General features: G+C 51.3%; 17 protein-coding genes. 10 read left to right on the plus strand and 7 right to left on the minus strand.

Going from position 1 to position 17,618, the window contains the following annotated elements; translation table 11 throughout:
• Positions 1-116 precede the first annotated feature (116 nt).
• The 9 genes from LKE08_RS20075 (at position 117) to LKE08_RS20115 (ending at position 8,812) form a co-directional block, all read left to right on the plus strand.
• Positions 117-995, plus strand: coding sequence for an NAD(P)-dependent oxidoreductase (locus LKE08_RS20075; protein ID WP_324706032.1), 879 nt, complete (start codon positions 117-119; stop codon positions 993-995).
• A 51-nt stretch (positions 996-1,046) separates the two neighbouring features.
• Positions 1,047-1,901, plus strand: coding sequence for an ion transporter (locus LKE08_RS20080; protein ID WP_324706033.1), 855 nt, complete (start codon positions 1,047-1,049; stop codon positions 1,899-1,901).
• Between the two features lie 96 nt (positions 1,902-1,997).
• Positions 1,998-2,216: a hypothetical protein gene (locus tag LKE08_RS20085; protein ID WP_324706034.1), complete on the plus strand. Its 219-nt coding sequence runs from the start codon at positions 1,998-2,000 to the stop codon at positions 2,214-2,216.
• A gap of 12 nt (positions 2,217-2,228) precedes the next feature.
• Positions 2,229-3,389 (plus strand): 8-amino-7-oxononanoate synthase, encoded by a 1,161-nt coding sequence (gene bioF / locus LKE08_RS20090; RefSeq protein WP_324706035.1) that lies wholly within the window; start codon positions 2,229-2,231, stop codon positions 3,387-3,389.
• 79 nt (positions 3,390-3,468) lie between these two features.
• Complete coding sequence (locus tag LKE08_RS20095) at positions 3,469-4,152, plus strand: SDR family NAD(P)-dependent oxidoreductase (RefSeq protein WP_324706036.1); 684 nt, start codon at positions 3,469-3,471, stop codon at positions 4,150-4,152.
• A gap of 61 nt (positions 4,153-4,213) precedes the next feature.
• Complete coding sequence (locus LKE08_RS20100; protein WP_324706037.1) at positions 4,214-5,512, plus strand: S-layer homology domain-containing protein; 1,299 nt, start codon at positions 4,214-4,216, stop codon at positions 5,510-5,512.
• A 13-nt stretch (positions 5,513-5,525) separates the two neighbouring features.
• On the plus strand, positions 5,526-6,761 hold the full coding sequence (locus LKE08_RS20105; RefSeq protein WP_324706038.1) for a U32 family peptidase: 1,236 nt from the start codon (positions 5,526-5,528) through the stop codon (positions 6,759-6,761).
• Between the two features lie 102 nt (positions 6,762-6,863).
• Positions 6,864-8,024 (plus strand): U32 family peptidase, encoded by a 1,161-nt coding sequence (locus LKE08_RS20110; RefSeq protein WP_324706039.1) that lies wholly within the window; start codon positions 6,864-6,866, stop codon positions 8,022-8,024.
• Between the two features lie 134 nt (positions 8,025-8,158).
• Positions 8,159-8,812: a methyltransferase gene (locus tag LKE08_RS20115; protein ID WP_324706040.1), complete on the plus strand. Its 654-nt coding sequence runs from the start codon at positions 8,159-8,161 to the stop codon at positions 8,810-8,812.
• 384 nt (positions 8,813-9,196) lie between these two features.
• Here the strand turns inward: LKE08_RS20115 and LKE08_RS20120 are convergent, their stop codons facing one another.
• The 3 genes from LKE08_RS20120 to LKE08_RS20130 all read right to left on the minus strand — a co-directional run bounded on the left by LKE08_RS20120 (position 9,197) and on the right by LKE08_RS20130 (position 12,267).
• Positions 9,197-10,168, minus strand: coding sequence for a threo-3-hydroxy-L-aspartate ammonia-lyase (locus tag LKE08_RS20120; RefSeq protein ID WP_324706048.1), 972 nt, complete (start codon positions 10,166-10,168; stop codon positions 9,197-9,199).
• Positions 10,168-10,917, minus strand: a complete 750-nt coding sequence (locus LKE08_RS20125) for an ABC transporter ATP-binding protein (RefSeq protein ID WP_324706041.1) — start codon at positions 10,915-10,917, stop codon at positions 10,168-10,170. Before LKE08_RS20125 ends, LKE08_RS20120 begins: the two co-directional genes overlap by 1 nt.
• A gap of 99 nt (positions 10,918-11,016) precedes the next feature.
• Positions 11,017-12,267, minus strand: a complete 1,251-nt coding sequence (locus LKE08_RS20130; protein WP_324706042.1) for an ABC transporter permease — start codon at positions 12,265-12,267, stop codon at positions 11,017-11,019.
• 211 nt (positions 12,268-12,478) lie between these two features.
• Here LKE08_RS20130 and LKE08_RS20135 point away from each other — a divergent pair, with 211 nt between their 5' ends.
• Complete coding sequence (locus LKE08_RS20135) at positions 12,479-13,399, plus strand: PPC domain-containing protein (RefSeq protein WP_324706043.1); 921 nt, start codon at positions 12,479-12,481, stop codon at positions 13,397-13,399.
• Positions 13,400-13,456: 57 nt separating this feature from the next.
• Here the strand turns inward: LKE08_RS20135 and LKE08_RS20140 are convergent, their stop codons facing one another.
• From LKE08_RS20140 to rlmN, 4 genes are all read right to left on the minus strand, one after another.
• Positions 13,457-13,858, minus strand: a complete 402-nt coding sequence (locus LKE08_RS20140) for a hypothetical protein (RefSeq protein WP_324706044.1) — start codon at positions 13,856-13,858, stop codon at positions 13,457-13,459.
• 250 nt (positions 13,859-14,108) lie between these two features.
• Complete coding sequence (locus tag LKE08_RS20145; protein WP_324706045.1) at positions 14,109-15,503, minus strand: MBL fold metallo-hydrolase; 1,395 nt, start codon at positions 15,501-15,503, stop codon at positions 14,109-14,111.
• Between the two features lie 447 nt (positions 15,504-15,950).
• Positions 15,951-16,307, minus strand: a complete 357-nt coding sequence (locus LKE08_RS20150) for a hypothetical protein (protein WP_324706046.1) — start codon at positions 16,305-16,307, stop codon at positions 15,951-15,953.
• Positions 16,308-16,390: 83 nt separating this feature from the next.
• Positions 16,391-17,428: a 23S rRNA (adenine(2503)-C(2))-methyltransferase RlmN gene (rlmN, locus tag LKE08_RS20155; protein WP_324706047.1), complete on the minus strand. Its 1,038-nt coding sequence runs from the start codon at positions 17,426-17,428 to the stop codon at positions 16,391-16,393.
• Positions 17,429-17,618 lie beyond the last annotated feature (190 nt).

Below are 17,618 nucleotides of genomic sequence, written 5' to 3' on the forward strand. Positions count from 1 at the left end.
TAGAAACCGGGTTTCTACCAAGATCTCTCATCCCCACAAACAACTGTCATAGAAACCCGGTTTCTTCCTCCCCACCTGTGTTACTGTAGCTAAAAACGCGATGGGAGTGCAGGACGATGAAAAAACTGTTGGTCACGGGGGCGAGCGGTTTCTTGGGTTGGAATGTCTGCCAGGTTGCCCAACCGAAATGGGACGTTTACGGAACCTACAATTCCAAGGAAGTCGGCTTTACCGGCATCACTTTTATTAAAACAGATATCACCAATTTTGCCGATTTAAAGCGCCTGTTTCAGGATGTCGAACCGGATGCGGTCATCCATGCGGCGGCGCACTCGAAACCCAATTTTTGCCAGCAAAATCCCCAGGAATCTTATTTGATTAATGTCACGGCTTCTTTGAATGTCGCCAGTTTGTGTGCGGATGCTGATATTCCCTGCGCGTTTACATCGACTGATTTGGTATTCGACGGTTTAAACCCGCCCTATCGAGAAAGCGATCGCGTCTGTCCGATCAATATTTACGGGGAACAAAAAGTCGAGGCGGAACGGGGGATGTTGATGCGATATCCCAAAACTGCCATCTGTCGGATGCCGCTGATGTTCGGCATGGCTTCACCCCACGCCGAGAGTTTTATTCAGGGTTTTATAAACAACTTAAAAGCCGGAAAAACGTTGAATTTATTTGTGGATGAATTCCGGACGACGGTCAGCGGGACGACGGCCGCGAGGGGGTTGCTGTTGGCGGTTGAAAAGCGGGTTGAGGGGCGGTTACATTTGGGCGGAAAAGAGCGGATTTCTCGTTATAAGTTCGGGAAATTGATGGCGGAAGTATTTGACTTTCCGGCCGAAAATATCACTCCTTGCCGACAAGGGGATGTGGATGTCATCGCCCCCCGTTCTCCCGATACGTCCCTCGACAGTTCAAAAGCCTTTGCTTTGGGATATCAGCCCCCGTCAATTCGGGAAGAGTTGGAGGCTTTGCGGGGGCGGGTGTAAACTGAGAGATTTGGGTTAAAATAGAGGGGATTTGATTCGGTGAGTATTGTTTTGAACAAAAAACCATCAATTCTCCCCCCCGCGATCGCCATGATTGACAAATTTAAAAAACGAATTTTTCTGATTTTAGAAATTTGGAATTTCAACGATGCGATCGCCCGCATTTGTGATTATTTTATTATCGCCTTGATCCTGCTGAATGTAGTCGCGGTCTGTTTGGAGACGGTCGAAAGCTTGAATCAACGGTATTTTGGACTATTCAGAACCTTTGAATATTTCTCAATTTTTGTATTTACTATCGAATATATCTTGAGGGTGTGGGCTTGCACGATCGATGTCCGCTACCAACATCCGTTGTGGGGGAGAATTCGGTATATGCTGACCCCCTTGGCGCTGATCGATTTGCTGGCTTTTTTTCCCTTTTATTTGCCCATTTTAACCCCCGACATGAGGCCGGCACGCGCCTTTCGTCTGATCAAATTTTTTCAATTTTTTAAATTGACGCGATATGTGAAATCGTTACAGATGATCGGAGAAGTTCTGAAAGCCAGAAAAGAAGAACTTGTGATCACATTTGGCGTGGTGTTACTGTTACTGTTTTTTTCCGGAAGTTTGATCTATATTTTGGAACACGATGCCCAACCGGAACAGTTTCCCAATATTCCGGCGGCGATGTGGTGGGGGGTGGTGACGCTAACGACGGTTGGCTATGGGGACGTTTATCCGATTACGCCGATGGGGCGGCTTTTGGGGGCGATCGTGGCGATATTGGGGATCGGAATTTTTGCGCTTCCGGCGGGGATTATTGCCTCGGGTTTTACAGAGGTAATCGAGGCTCGGAAGGCTCAAAAACAGCCGAAAAAACCGCTGATTTGTCCCCACTGTGGTAAAATAATTGAGCGCTGATTTCTGAAGTGGGCAGGCACAGAGGCCTGCCCCCACAGGTTAAGATTTTAGATTAAAATTTTAAATGATTAATTGAATGGATTGGGAGGCGGTAAAATGGGATTGGAACGTAAAATGTTTAGAGGAATGTTTGACCAGACGGAAGTCGTCCAACTGAGGCAGACGTGTTTTACCCCCAACCGTGTTTTTGAAGCGGGTCAATATATGGTTGGAGAGTTGCCGGATATTGCGTTTGATATGGGGTTGGTAGAAAGGTTGCCTTCGGTGCGGGGAAATAGTGCCGAATTGGACGATCCTAATTCCGAAGTAGATTGACGATCGATTCTAATGAAAAAAGACGCTTATTCTTGGATGGGCCGATCGCTCGACACGATCCACCGGGCGAATTGGTATCGTTCCGTCAAGGCGATCGCGGGGCGTCCGGGGCCGATTATTACCATAAACGGGCGAAAAATGCTGAATTTCGCCAGCAATGACTATTTGGGACTGGCGGGGGACGATCGCCTGGTGGAAGCTGCCGTCGCCGCCACCCGAGAATTGGGGACGGGAAGCACCGGATCGCGCCTGCTGACGGGGCATCGGGAACTTCACCGCCAACTGGAATTGGCGATCGCGGATCTGAAAGGGACCGAGGACGCGATCGCGTTCAGTTCGGGCTATTTGGCGAATATCGGCACAATTTCGGCGATCGTCGGCGGCCGGGATCTGATCCTCTCGGACGAGTACAACCACTCCAGCCTGAAAATGGGGGCCAAACTCAGCTCGGCGGCGGTGCTCGACTACCGCCACGGGGACATCGACCACCTGAAAACCCTGCTGGACGGGCATCGCAGCCGATACCGCCGCGCCCTGATTCTCACGGACACCCTGTTTAGCATGGACGGGGATCTCTGCCCCCTGCCCCGACTCGCGGCACTGGCGGTGGCGTTCGAGTGTATGCTGCTGGTAGACGAAGCCCACGCCACGGGGGTGTTTGGGGAGACGGGCGCCGGGTGCGTGGAATATTTCGGGCTGACGGGGACTCCGCTGTTGCAGATGGGGACCCTCAGCAAGGCGTTGGGCAGTTTGGGGGGCTATGTGGCGGCGAGTGCGGAGGCGATCGATTTCCTGCGAAACCGCGCCCCCAGTTGGATTTATACGACGGGGTTGACTCCGGCGGATACGGCGGCGGCGTTGGCGGCAATTAATATTGTCCGGGAGGAACCGGAACGGCGCGCTAAACTGTGGGAAAATGTGGCTTTTCTCAAGGAATTGTTGGGCGATCGCGCGGAACAAATTGGCGATTCTGATTCTCCGATTTTCTGCTATTTTGTCCAAGATGCGGCGACGGCATTACAGGTGGGAAATAAACTCCAGGAACGGGGAATTTTCGCCCCCGCCATCCGCCCGCCGACGGTCAACACCAGCCGCATCCGCATTTCCCTGATGGCGACCCATCAACTGGATCAAATCCGGCAGTTGGTGGAAGTCCTCAAAACCTTGCGATAACCGCGTAAAATCAGCTTCTAGCTTGTTATCACAGGCAAGATGCCTGTGCTACTAAAGTTAACTTAATGGAGACAGATAGATGGGCAAGACAATCGTTATTACCGGGGTGAGTCGCGGTCTGGGTCGCGCCTTGACGGAAAATTTTATCGATTGGGGACACACGGTCATCGGCTGTGCGCGGTCGGAAGAGGCGATCGCAAATTTGCAAAACAAATATGGCAAACCCCACGATTTTACATCCCTGGATGTCGCCGAAAATGTGGCTGTTAAAAGTTGGGTTACAGAGTTTTTAAAAACTCACGGTGCGCCTGATATAGTTATCAATAATGCCGCGTTGGTGAACCATCTCGCTCCCCTGTGGGAGGTTTCCCAGGAAGAGTTCGATACGCTGATCGATGTCAATATAAAAGGGGTGGCAAATGTGATCCGCCATGGGGTGCCGGCGATGATTGAACGGGGCAGCGGTATTATTATCAATCTCAGTTCCGGTTGGGGGCGATCGACGTCTCCGGAAGTGGCGCCCTATTGTGCTTCCAAATGGGCGATCGAAGGGCTGACCCGATCCCTCGCCCAGGAGCTCCCGCCGGGATTGGCGGCGATCCCCATGAGTCCGGGAATTATTCACACCGATATGTTGGAAACTTGCTTCGGAGGTGAGGCTGCGGCGTACACGCCGATTGACGAGTGGGTAAAAAAGGCCGTCCCCTTTATTTTGGGACTGACGACCAAAGAAAACGGGGTTCCGGTGAGTGTGCCGGCATGAAGTTTGTTCGCGCAAAAATTGGGTGATATGTCAAAATAAAATAAATGAAACTCATCCGACTGTGAAACATTCGATCCAAGTTCTTACGGCTATTTGTCTCGTCGCTTTGCTGGGAAGTTGCGCCAACAGTCCCATCGGCGACACCTTGGAAGGGTCGTTACAAGCCGATCCCCAACTCGCAGAAAATCCTCCTTTCGGACAATCCGGTGATTTGCCCACCCCGCCGGACGATTTCGTAAAATTGCCGGACGATTTTCCCCAGGAAATTGCGATTTATCCGGGTTCGAGTTTGGAAGATGTCACCCTCTCGGCGAGCGATCGCGCCGAGACGGAGACGGTGTGGACGACTGCCGATCCGATCAATTTAGTCCAAACCTACTATCAAAATAAGTTTCAATCCGACAACTGGGAAATTGTCACCCGCACCGAAACGGAGGGCGAGGGATCTTTGGTGGCAACTCGGGATGATTTGAAAGTGACGATCGATCTGCAACCGGACGGACAATCGAGTGGGGAAACTCAGTTCGCGATCGACTATTCCCGCGATCCGAAAAATCTCGCATCCGTCCCCAAACCCACCGAGTCGCCCTCTCCCTTACCCAAACCCTCCGATTCGGAATCGCCGCCGGTGGCTGCCAGTCCTTCCCCTTCGCCCTCTCCTTCGCCCTCTCCTTCGCCAACTCCCACCCCCACCAATACCCCCGATTCCACGGGAGAAATCCCCCAGGAATTACAAAAGTTTGCCAAGGATATCGCCAAATTGGGAATCTTTGAATCGGACTTTCCGAGTCCAAACCAAGCCATTACGAGGGGTGAATATGCGAGGAGTCTCGTTCGGGCGAATAACAAAATTTATGCCAACAATCCCGCCAAACAAATCCGCCTCGGCGTTCCCAGCGACGACCCCGCATTCAGCGACGTTCCCACCAGCCATCCGAATTTCGGCGAAATTCAAGGACTCGCGGAAGCGGGGTTAATTCCCAGTTCTTTGTCGGGGGACAGCACGGCCGTTCAGTTCCGCCCGGATGCCCCTTTAACCCGGGAAGATATGGTATTGTGGAAAGTCCCGTTGGATACCCGCCAGGTGTTGCCAAAAGCGACGGTTGACGCGGTTCAAGAACGGTGGGGATTTCAGGATGCCGCTAAAATTGACAGCAAAGCGTTGCGGGCAGTTTTGGCTGATTTTGACAACGGAGATAACGCCAATATTCGCCGGGTGTACGGGTTTACAACCCTTTTTCAGCCCAAAAAAGCGGTGACTCGGGCGGAGGCTGCGGCGGCGTTGTGGTACTTTGGATTTCAGGGAGACGGGCGATCGGCTCAGGAGGCTTTGTCAGCCCCATCGGACACCGAAAGTTAGTTGATTTTTCATTATGTGGAAACCGGAACTGTTGGCCCCGGCTAAAAATTTGGAACGCCTGCAAGTCGCCCTCACCTACGGCGCGGATGCCGTTTATTTGGGCGGAAAAAATTACGGCTTGCGGGCAAGGGCGGACAATTTTAGCGAGGCAGAATTGGAACGGGGGGTAGAGTTCGCCCACCGACGCGGGGCGAAGGTTTACATCACGTTAAATGCCTTTCTTCACGATGAAGATTTTACCGGATTTTGCGATTACTGTAAATTCTTGGAACGGATCGACGTGGATGCCGTCATCGTCTCCGATTTGGGGGTGATGCGGACAATTAAAAACTGTTCTAATTTGAAGATTCACCTATCGACTCAGGCTTCCTGTCTGAACGGATACGCCGCCCGACTGTGGAGGCGGTTCGGGGTCGATCGCCTGATTTTGGGCCGGGAAGTTGGCATCGCAGAAGCCGGGGAAATGCGGCGGAAATTTGCAGCAGAAAATCCCGACAAACCGCCCCTAGAAATAGAGATGTTTATTCACGGTGCCATGTGCATGGCATTTTCGGGACATTGTACCATTTCCAACTATACGGCGGGGCGGGATTCCAACCGGGGTGGCTGCATTCAATCCTGTCGCCTCCCCTACCAGTTGGATTCGACATCATCTCCGGTTTCGTTCATGTCCTCGAAAGATTTGTGGGGAATTGATCAGGTTGGAGATTTTTTCAAGCATCACATTTGTTCGCTGAAAATTGAAGGGCGGATGAAATCGTCGTTTTATGTGGCGATGACGTGCAAGGCTTACCGGCGGGCGATCGATGCCTGTGCGACGGGGGAATTGACGCCGGAATTGTTGCGGGAAATTGCCTCGGAATTGGAATCAATTCCCCACCGCGATTATTTTTCCGGTTCCTTGGAAAGTCCGGCGGGGGAGGGGTCGGTTTTTCAGCAGTTTGCGGGAAATAATACCGGAACTCACGACTATTTGGGGGTGGTTTTGGAAACGACTGGGGAGGCGATCGCATTGCGGTTGGTGGAACCGTTATCCGTGGGGGATGAAGTGGAATTTATTGTGCCTCGTGGAAAGCCGATCCGGTATCGGATCGATCGCCTCTTTTCGGTGAAGGGCGATCGCGTTGATTTTATGCGGAAAGATGGGGTGGTTTGTGTTCCAAAAGCAGAAGCATTAAATTCAGTAGACAAGCTGAATTTGGTGAGATTATCTCCGTCCAATATTGAAAAAAACCTGGTCGAAATCTAAATCGAAACCAGTCGGGTTAAATCTATGAAAATTAGAAAGATATGATGACTGAAAAAGACTCAAAAAATTAAACCACAGAGACACAGAGGGCACAGAGGGTTAATGCGATTTAATACGTTTGTCGGTTCGGTGGGGGATTTGGAACGGTGTCGGGTGTGTCCGAATTTGAAGGAGGTGTTGTTGGAACCGACGCTTCTCGCCAGACGGGGACAGTTGACGGTGGCGGAGGTGCGATCGCTTTCTGAAGCGGCGAAAAAGTGGGGGTTGCGTCCGGTTTTGGTTTGGGATATTCTGATGCCGGAACGGTTGATGGCGGAAATTTGCGATCGCATCTCGGACTGGAATATCGGACAATTTGCGGCAATTCGGGTTTGTGATCCGGGTGCGGCGGAATGGCTGACAATTCACTATCCAAACTTGCCGATTCAGTTGATTTTAGAAACTGGAAATCACAATTTTGAGGCGTTGATGGGATGGTGCGAACTGTTTGCCGGTTCCCTGGAACGCCTGATTTTGTCAACGGAACTTCCGGAACATCAATTAATCGAATATTGCCAAAAACTGCCCGTCCCCTGTGAGGTGTTGGGGGTGGGGCGGATTCTGTTATTTTACTCGCCGCGATCGCTTCTTTCTTCCATTGTATCCGAGGGGGAAAATCGGCAGTTTATCGAAACGACTGCCCGAACGGAAGAAAGCGGAAATCGTCCCCTTCCCACCCTGGAAACGCCCCACGGCACGTTTCTATTTTTGGATAAAGATTGGTTTATTTTAGATCAACTTGATGGATTAAAAAATGCGGGTTTGCACACCCTGCGGCTGGATTTGCGGCATTTGGGAAATAACGGCGATGTGGCGGTGGATGTCGATCGCATCTGTCGGCAAATATCGGAAGATCCAGTAATGTTGAAAAAAAATTGGCCCGTTGAAGCGCGATCGCCCTTTTTTAATGCCAACCGGACGACATCTATTTTCCCCAGAATGAAGTCAAAATCGAAAATTGCCCGATATCGGGATGAGTTTTGCGTGGCGGAGGCGTTGGCGGGGGAAAGTGGCAAATATGTGGTGTTTCAAACCCTGCGTCCGTTCCATATTTCCGAAATTGATAAAATTGTGATTCCGACGGGAAAAACAGTCGAAATTCCTGAAACGGTGGTTTTTAAAAACTTGAGTGGCGAGGGGGTGGAGAGGTGCGATCGCGATCAAATTTTGATAACGGACTGGATTAAAAAAGTGACTCCGGGCAGTTTGATTTTGAGGCGTTAATTGAAGATCAATTGTTGTTGCGCTTTAGCGCCTCTGAAGGGTTCAAGCCCAACAACGGGGGCGTTATTATATCAGTTATGGGAGGAGATCAGTTTCGTTTCAAACAGTTTACCATTTTTCAGGATCGGTGCGCCATGAAGGTGGGAACCGATGGCGTTATTTTGGGGGGGTGGACGGATATAAAATCTGCGGATAAAATTTTGGATGTCGGGACGGGGACGGGATTGATTGCCCTGATGTTGGCACAGCGTTCAACAGCCCAAATTGACGCGGTGGAAATCGATCGCGACTCCCACACCCAAGCCTGTGAAAATGTGGCGCGATCGCCTTGGGAAGCGCGAGTTAAGTTGTATAATATTTCAATTCAGGATTATGCGATCGCCTCCCCCGAACGATACGATCTGATTGTCTCCAATCCGCCCTTTTTTGACAATGCTTACAAAGCGCCAAAAAAAGCGCGATCGCTCGCCAGACACGGGGATTTTCTGTCTCAGTCTGATTTATTATCCGCCGCCAAAACGTTATTAAATCCGACGGGAAAATTGGCGGTTATTTATCCGACATCGGAGGCGATTCGGTTTCAGGAAAAAGCGGAACAATTGGGGTTTTTCTGTGATCGGCGGTTATTGATTCAACCGACACCGAAGCATCCGGTTAAGCGAATTGTGATGGAATTGGGAATGTCGCCAAAAATAGCTGAAGATATTTCTTTGACGATTGAACGGGAACGGCATATTTATACGGATGATTTTATTGCTTTGATTCGGGGTTTTTATTTGAAGTATTAATATCCGATCTGGTGATTTACCCGACAACCGCAGATCCCCCCCAACCCCCCTTAATAAGGGGGGAGTTCGATCCCCCCCAACCCCCCTTAATAAGGGGGGAGTTCGATCCCCCCCAGCCCCCCTTAATAAGGGGGGAGTTCGATCCCCCCCAGCCCCCCTTAATAAGGGGGGAGTTATATTTCCAAGTATTTAACCGGATGTGATACAGCAATTTTTAATTCAATGAGGCACACTCGCCAATTCAAAGTCCCCCTTTTTAAGGGGGATTTAGGGGGATCTTCCGTATCTCATCGGATCGGAAACCGCTATATCAATCATCTTTAGATAATTTTTGCTTGTAGGGGCGCAAGGCTTGCGCCCTCTGGAATTGATTCCCAAGCGGTTTCAACACTTTTCAAAAAGTGCGATCGCACCTTTTAAATCCACATTTCCACCACTGATAATTACCCCGACTCGACGATTTTCGGCTTTGACAACACCATCCAATAATGCCGCTGTCGCTAACGCGCCGGTGGGTTCCACCACGATTTTTAACCGTTCCCACAGGAAGAACATCGCCCGCGCGATCGCATCCTCGGAAACTGTCACCATCTCATCGACTTTTGCTAAAATAATCGGAAAGGTGAGACTTCCCAAATAGGGGGTTCTCGCGCCGTCGGCGATGGTGTCGGGATTGTTGATTTTGTGCAGGGTTTTGGTGTAAAATGAGCGGGTGGCATCGTCCGCCTGTTCCGGTTCGACTCCAATAATTCGGCAATTTGGTGATAACTCGCGGGCGGCGATCGCGCAACCGGAAAGCAAGCCGCCTCCCCCGCAACAAACCAGTAATAGATCTAATTTTCCCGCCGTTTCAATTAACTCTAGGGCGGTGGTTCCTTGACCTGCTATAATATGGGGGTGATTGTAGGGTGGGATAATTGTGCCGCCCCGTTCTTCTGCCCGTTGGCGGCAGTAGTCTTCCCGAACGGTTTCTGAGGGTTGATATAAAACAATTTCCGCCCCGTAACCCGCCGTCGCCTCCCGTTTGACAATCGGTGCATTATCGGGCATAATAATTGTGGTGGGAATGCCCAACATTTGACCCGCACGGGCGATCGCCTGGGCGTGATTTCCGGAAGAATAGGTGAAGACTCCCCGCTTTTTTTCCTCCGGAGATAGGGAGGATAAGGCATTGAACGCCCCGCGAAATTTAAACGATCCGGTGCGTTGAAAATTTTCGCACTTGAAAAACACCTGCGCCCCCGTCCGCCGGTTCGCCGTCGTCGAAGTCAAAACAGGAGTTGTGTTAATGTTTCCGCGCAGGCGTGCCGCCGCCGCTTTCACGTCTTCAAAATTGACCGCTAATGGAGTATTCATCATTGTTTTATTTTCCCGTCTTCGAGGTCGAGAATGCGATCGGCGACGTCGATAATCCGGGGGTCGTGCGTCACCATCAACACCGTCGCTCCCTCCTCCTTCGCCAATTTTCGCAGCAAATCGATCACCGCGTGTCCGCTGGTGGAATCCAGCGCCGCCGTCGGTTCATCGGCCATAATTAATTGGGGATTTCCCGCCAGAGCCCGGGCGATCGCAACCCGCTGTTTTTGACCCCCCGACAAGTCCCGGGGCAGGGAATTTCCCTTGTCGCCCAAACCCACTTGTTCGAGGCGAAGTTGGGCTTCCTGCCGCGCCGTCCGCCCCCGGACATTCTTGATATTGAGGGCGACTTCCACATTTTCCTGGGCTGTCAAAGCCGGAAATAAGTTGAACCCCTGAAAAATAAAACCGATGTTGTGGAGGCGAAACCGTGCCAATTTTGCGCGGGACATTTTCGTAATTTCTTCCCCTAACAATATCACCCGTCCCTGGGTAGGTGTCAGGAGTCCGGCGAGAATAGAGAGGAGGGTGGTTTTTCCCGAACCACTCGGCCCCATCAGCAGTTGCACGTCACCCTGACGAACCTGCAAGTCAATACCTTTGAGGACTTGGAAACTTTGCCGTCCGGATTGATAGACCATTTCCACACCGCAACCCCAAATGGCAACGGATTGGGGATTCGGGTTGCGGTCTGGAATCTGGCTTTTGCCTTTCGCTAAGTCCGTCCAGTTCAAATTGGAACCTATCATTGATGAGCCTCTCTCTGACGTGGGTGGCGTTGAAAGCCGGGGGAGGAGCATTCTCCTTTGATTATGACCGACTCTGAAATTCTGAGCCAGTGCGATCGCTTACGCTTTGAAAACGATCGCGGGATCGACCCGGGTGACTTTCTGGATGGCGAAAAACGCCGAACCCCCACACATAACGAGGGTGAGAAAAAAGACACCCACGGTGGAAACGGGGGTGATCAGGATCAAAATGCCCTGGGTAGCCGATGCCCAGGAGGCGACGCCGAAACAGAGGGCGATGCCGGGGACGTAGCCGAGGATCGCCATCCAAAACGCCTGTTCTAAAATGACGCTATATAGAACCCGGTCGGGGGCGCCCATCGCCTTGAGGGTGCCGAATTCCTTGATATGGTCGGCGACGGAGGCGTAGAGAATTTGGGCGACGACAATCATGCCCACAAAAATGCCCACCACCGCCCCCAGGCTGAGGACGAAGCCGACTCCGGTGCGTTTTTGCCAGAAGTCTTGAATTTTTTTGGCGAGTTCCTCCCGGGTGTAGGCGGTGATGCCGGGGAGGGTGGCTTCGAGTTGGGTTTTGAGTGCCTGGAGATCCTGGCCCGGTTCGGCTTTGACGAGGATGTAGTGGATCGGATCGGCGAGGGTGAGGGGTTTGGGGGCGGCGGACACCACGCCTTCCTCGGAGCGATCGCTCGAATCGTCAAAAATGTTGATACAGTTGAGATCCCCATTTTCCAACGTGCAGCGGGTGCGGGTTTGCAGGGGGACGCTGGCGTAGGCGTTGGCATTTTTCAGGGAGGTGAACACGAAAACGCTGTTGACGATGGGTTGGGTGCCCCGGGTGAGTCCGACGATGCGGGCTTCGAGGCCGGAAATCGTGACTTTATCGCCGATGCCGTTCACCCGCAGGGACTCCAAATTGCTCTCGTCCACCATGACGCCGTAGGGTTCTTTGAGGGCCTGCCGGTCCCCCTCGATGATATTCCAGGGGGCAAACAGTTTCCCGTCCGGATCGGAACCGACGAGGTTGATGGCCTGAATTTGGTCGGTGGGATCGCGCCAGCGGGCACCTTGGAAAATCAGGGGTTCGGCCCGTTGAACCCCCGGAACGTCCCGCGCCTGGTTGAGTTGTTCCAGGGCCATCGGCATGGTGAGGTTGAGGTGTACCATGTCTTTGGAGGTGATCCAAATATCCGCCGAGGAGTTGTCAATTAACAGGGACGAGGAACGGACGAATCCGTTGAGAATTCCGTTTTGAATCGTCACCAGACTGACGGCGAACATGATTCCGGCCTGGGCGGCGAGGAAGCGGGGGATATCTTCGATGAGGTTTTTCCGGGCAATGGAGGCCATGATTGATTCGGGGCGATTTGCGATCGCGCGTTGAGCGTCGAGTCTATTTTACGGTCGGTGGCGGGCGTTCTGGCGGCGGAAACGGACCGATCGCAATTTTGGCACAGTCAAACCTTCATTGTTGTTTGGGTCTGAGCCCGAAAATGCCCGAGAAGCGCACCAACAATTTAGGGGACTTTTTTTTTCGATAAAATTGACGCATCAAACGCCTATGTTGACCTTAGAAACCCTGTTTGACGAAGAATTTTATCTGTCCCAAAATCAGGGAATTGAAGATGCGATCGCGGACGGAACTTTCGCCAACGCTTTCGAGCATTTCGGACAATATGGACAGTTCGAGGGACGCGCTCCGAATCCCCTATTCGACACGGCCTATTATCTGTCGGTGAACTCCGATGTCGGGGCAGAAGTGGCAGCGGGGACGACTACCGCTGCCGCCCACTTTGTCAATTTCGGACAGTTTGAAAACCGCACGCCGAACCCCTTCTTTGACCCAATTTTTTATGTGGAACAACATCCGTTCATTGCCACCGCAGTTGTTCAGGGGATAGTCACCCCATTTGAACATTTTTTAAAAGCCGGACAATTTGAAGGATTAGATCCCGGCCCCTTGTTCGATACCGAATTTTACCGATCGCGGAACCCGGACGCAGTTTTGGGGGTAGAAGAGGAAATCATCGGCAGTTTATTTGAACATTACTATCGCTTCGGTTTGGAAGTCGGACGGTTGGGAATTCCCCCGGGACCGGCAGAGGATCTCGGCGGTGCGATCGCCCTGGATACGCTGCTGGGAAGTCGGACGGTTGTGGAGTCCGTTGGCGATGCCGATTCGGTGGATATTTACGAGTTCGTGATTCCCAATTTTGCCAGCCAGTTCAGTTTATTTTTGAACGGCTTGCAGGCGGATGTGGAAGTGGAACTGATTCAAGACTTCAATCAAAATCAGGCGATCGAGGCTACGGAAATTTTCGCCTCCTCCAATAATTTCGGTTTGGCGGCAGAAAGCATCGACATCGACGTTTTGGAAACGGGGACTTATTTTATCCGAGTTTCCCAGGTTGAGGGAGAAACGGATTACGCCCTGAATTTATTCGTCACGCCCTTAGATCTGCCGCCGGAAACAACCGTTTAATCCGATATTCTTAATTGGATGTGGCGGGCGATCGCGAAGCTTTAAAATTTGCCATTTTTAGCCGGCACCACCAGCCATGATACCCAATACAATGCCCACTAAAAGCCCGATCGCGAGGAATATCAGGGCGATAATTAACAGCCAGTAAATCAGCCCGAATAACTTCCTGAGTTCCCCGAGAGCACCCATGAGGTTGACGATATCATTGCCCCGAGTCTCGACAATTTGCTTGAAAGAGGAAGCCGCTTTATTCAGCCAGACACCGAAGATGGTATTGACGATGCCGTTAATAAAGTAATTGGCACTGACAGATGGAGAGTTAAATAATGCGATAATTCCCGATATGATACCCAGGATTCCTATGACGATGAGGAAGTAGCCGACAAAGCTCATTTTTTTAGCCAAGTCCGCAATCAGCTCATTTTGGGATTGATCGAACTCGTATTGTTGAGTTTCCATTTTTTTTATACCCAGAAAAAATTAAGTTTGCTGTCAACTGACATCCCCGGTTCGGGGGACTGAAGGCATCACGGTCATCCACGAATATATCATAGAAACGGGCAGTTTTCTTGCAATTTTGATTCCCCGGGGGAGGGGAAAACCCGATACCGAGGTTGCGATTCGTCAATTCAAAATCCCCCTTCGACCGGGAGATTTTGAAAAATGCCCTGGATATAATCCGCCCATTTTAAGGTTTATCTCAATAGATTCATGCCGGTTTTTGCGCGGGCAAATCGGCACTCTTCCAGGCACTCCAGGAACCGGGAATATTGATGACATTTTCAAACCCGTGCTTTTGCAGCAAACTGGCGGCGATAGAGGCTCGATATCCGCTGCCGCAGTAGGTGGCAAATGTTTGATTTTTGTCGAGCTGATCCAAATTTTCTTCCAGGTGGGGGACGTAAATATGTTGGGAATTGGGAATGCGGCCGCTTTCATATTCTTTGTCCGTCCGCACGTCCAAAACCGTCAGCGACGAGTCTTCTTTGTATTCGTTCAACTCGTGTACGCTCCACTCTCCGAGGTGCTGCAAGGGTAGCCCCGCCACCTGCCAACTCTTCATCCCGTCGTGGAGATAACCCGCCAAATTATCGTAACCAACGCGGAACAATTGTTCGGCTACCAGGCACAAATCCCGATCGCTTTCGATGACCAACAGCAGCGTTTTTTCGGGGTCGATCATCCAACCCACCCAACTTGGAAAAGAAGACTCCAGGGCGATATTAATCGCGCCGGGAATGTGTCCGCCACCGAAGGCTAGAATCGATCGCGTATCAATCACAAAAGTATTTTCATCCCCCATTTTGTCTTGAAATTCTTGGGGTGAAAGAGGCTGCAATGTCGGCACGCAACCTTTAATAGACGCCCCTTTCGCGTTGACTTTTTTCAAGCGCGAATAGTGGCTGGGCGCTTCCGGCATATCCCCCAAAATCCAATCGACAAATTCCGATTCCGATCGCTCTTTAAAGGCATCGCTAAAAACCCGCTCGTTGCCGATGGTACTCTGTTTGCGATCGCCGATGGATTTACCGCAGGAGGAACCCGCACCGTGGCAGGGGTAAACTTCGATGCGATCGCCCAACGGCAGCAATTTATCAAATAATGTATGATACAGTTGCTTCGCCAACTTTTCCTCCGTCCCCGAACCCAACAAATCCGGCCGTCCGACATCCAAATTAAATAGCGTGTCTCCCGTCAGTATTCCAAAGGGTTCTTCGCCCTGTTTGGTATCATGAATTAACAGACAAATATGTTCCGGCGTATGTCCGGGACTGTGTACAACACGGAGGGTAACTTTACCAATTTTCAATTCGTCTCCCTCTGTGAGAGGCCGGATATCGAACTGATAATCATCACTTTTTCCGCCGTAAATCGGTGCCCCAGTCCGGGCTTGAAGTTCCCGGGAACCGGAGACAAAATCTGCGTGAATGTGAGTTTCCAAAATGTGGGTAATTCCCACGCCGAGCGATCGCGCCATTTGCAAGTAGATATCCACGTCCCGGCGCGGGTCGATGACGGCGGCAACCCCCGCCGTATCATCTCCGACGATATAGGAAAGCTGCGCCAGTCCTTCGGTGTTGATTTGTTCTAAAACTAAGGCCATAAATTTTGACTCCTGTTCAGCTCTCAAGTTTTTTTATTGGATGTCGAATCGGCGATCGCGATCGCCGGATCTTATATTCTGTTCCTATATTTTATGAAAAACTGAAATCTTTCATCTGACTTTAGAAAGAGACTGGAGTCGCTCCGGGGGAAATCGTGTCGCGGAGTCGATTCAGTCCGGCGACGATACCGGGGGGACGGGCTGAAACTTTATATATTAAAATTTAAGGTAACTTCCCTGGGATGGGTCTGGGGGAAGTGCGAGGGCAAACTCAACTTTTGGGTATTGAGATGAAAACGGGTTTAATATCCAGACCCCTGGGGAATCAATTCCCTCGTTGGGGCGGGCAAGGGAACCGTCCCTACCAGATCCAATCATCTGAATCGGATATTTTTCTCACCCCAAATCGCCAGACAAAACTGGCGATTTGATGGGCATATTTGCAGTTTAATCCCGCGTCCTCATTTCGGCGACGCAGACTTCTTTACCTTCCCCATCTGCAATAACGAAGGCATCGAATTCGCCACCCTCAAATTCTCCGGTCACGGTGACGCGATCGCCGGTCGAAATGTGACGGGGGGTATTGTCGCCGCAGATGTCCCAGGAATCCACCCTCACCCGCCGGTTTTCCGTTTGCAGGTCAAATCCGTCTTCCCACACCCGATCCACCATACCGGACAACTGGCCGCCACCTCTGCCCTGACTCAGGGCGACGGAGTGGGCACCCGCCACAGCGAGGGCGATCGCGATCGTCGCCCCCATGACTGGGTTTTTGCCGATGCCGGTTGTCCAAATTCGTTTCATGGGTTCGAGCCTCCAAAATGTCGATGTGACATCAATCTAAGCTTTGATGATGACTCAAAAGTGACGGGAAGGAGAAAAATTGGCTAACTTTCCAATTTCGACGCCCGCAACTGCCCGCAGGCCGCATCCGCATCCAAACCCCGGGAATAGCGGACGCTCACGGCTATTTTTCGCTGTTCTAACTCATCCACAAAGGTCTGAATTTGTTGGGGACTCGGTCGCTGATAATCCACCTCGTTGATGGGATTGTAAGGAATTAAATTAACGTGATTTTGAAATCCCCGCAAATGGTTTGCCAATTCGATCGCGTGGGTGGGTAAATCATTCACACCCGACAATAAAACGTACTCGAAACTCACCCGCCGCCCCGTCGCTTTCACATAGTCCCGGCATTCGGATAATAACGCTTCCAAAGAATAGGCTTTCGCACTGGGAATCAACTGTTCCCGCAATGACTGGTTGGAGGCGTGCAAACTGACGGCGAGGGTAATTTGAAGTTGACGTTCGGCTAATTTGCGGATGCGGCCCGGAATTCCCACGGTGGAAAGGGTGATCATCCGCTGTCCGATCCCCACATCTCGATTCAGACAGATAATCGCCGCGATCGCATTTTCCGCATTCAGCAGCGGTTCCCCCATCCCCATGAAGACGATATGACTCACCCGGCGATCGAAATCCTCCTGAACCGTCAACACCTGATCGACAATTTCATGGGTTTCCAAATTGCGGATAAACCCCCCCTTCCCGGTGGCGCAAAAGTCGCAGGCCATCGGACAACCCACCTGGGAAGAAACGCAAACCGTAAGGCGATCGCGGGTCGGAATTCCCACGGTTTCAATAATTTGTCCATCCGCCAATTTCAACAGGTATTTAACCGTCCCGTCGGAAGCAACGGCGCGATAGTGGATGGTCGATCGCCCGATGGAAACGTCTTCGAGTTGCGATCGCCACTGCTTCGGAAATACGGTAATTTCTCCCAGGGATTTCGCCCCTTTCTGATAAATCCACTGATACAGTTGTTTGCCCCGATAGGCGGGCTGTCCCTGCTGCTGTACCCAGTCGGTGAGTTCCGGCAAGGATGCACCCAGCAAAGGTTTTGAAGTTGGTTGAACGGCAATCATAATTGGGGTGTGGGGTTTGGGGTTTGGGGTGTGGGGAAAGAGTGAATATCCAATTTCAATACATCTCAATTAAAATTCTATCAAATTCTTATCGTCATTGTATAGAAAAAATCATCAAAGTCCCCCTTTTCAAGGGGGATTGAGGGGGATCGAGTCTATCCAAGTCCCCCTTTTCAAGGGGGATTGAGGG

The sequence above is a fragment of the Lyngbya sp. CCY1209 genome, assembly GCF_035615495.1.
GTDB lineage: Bacteria > Cyanobacteriota > Cyanobacteriia > Cyanobacteriales > Microcoleaceae > Limnospira.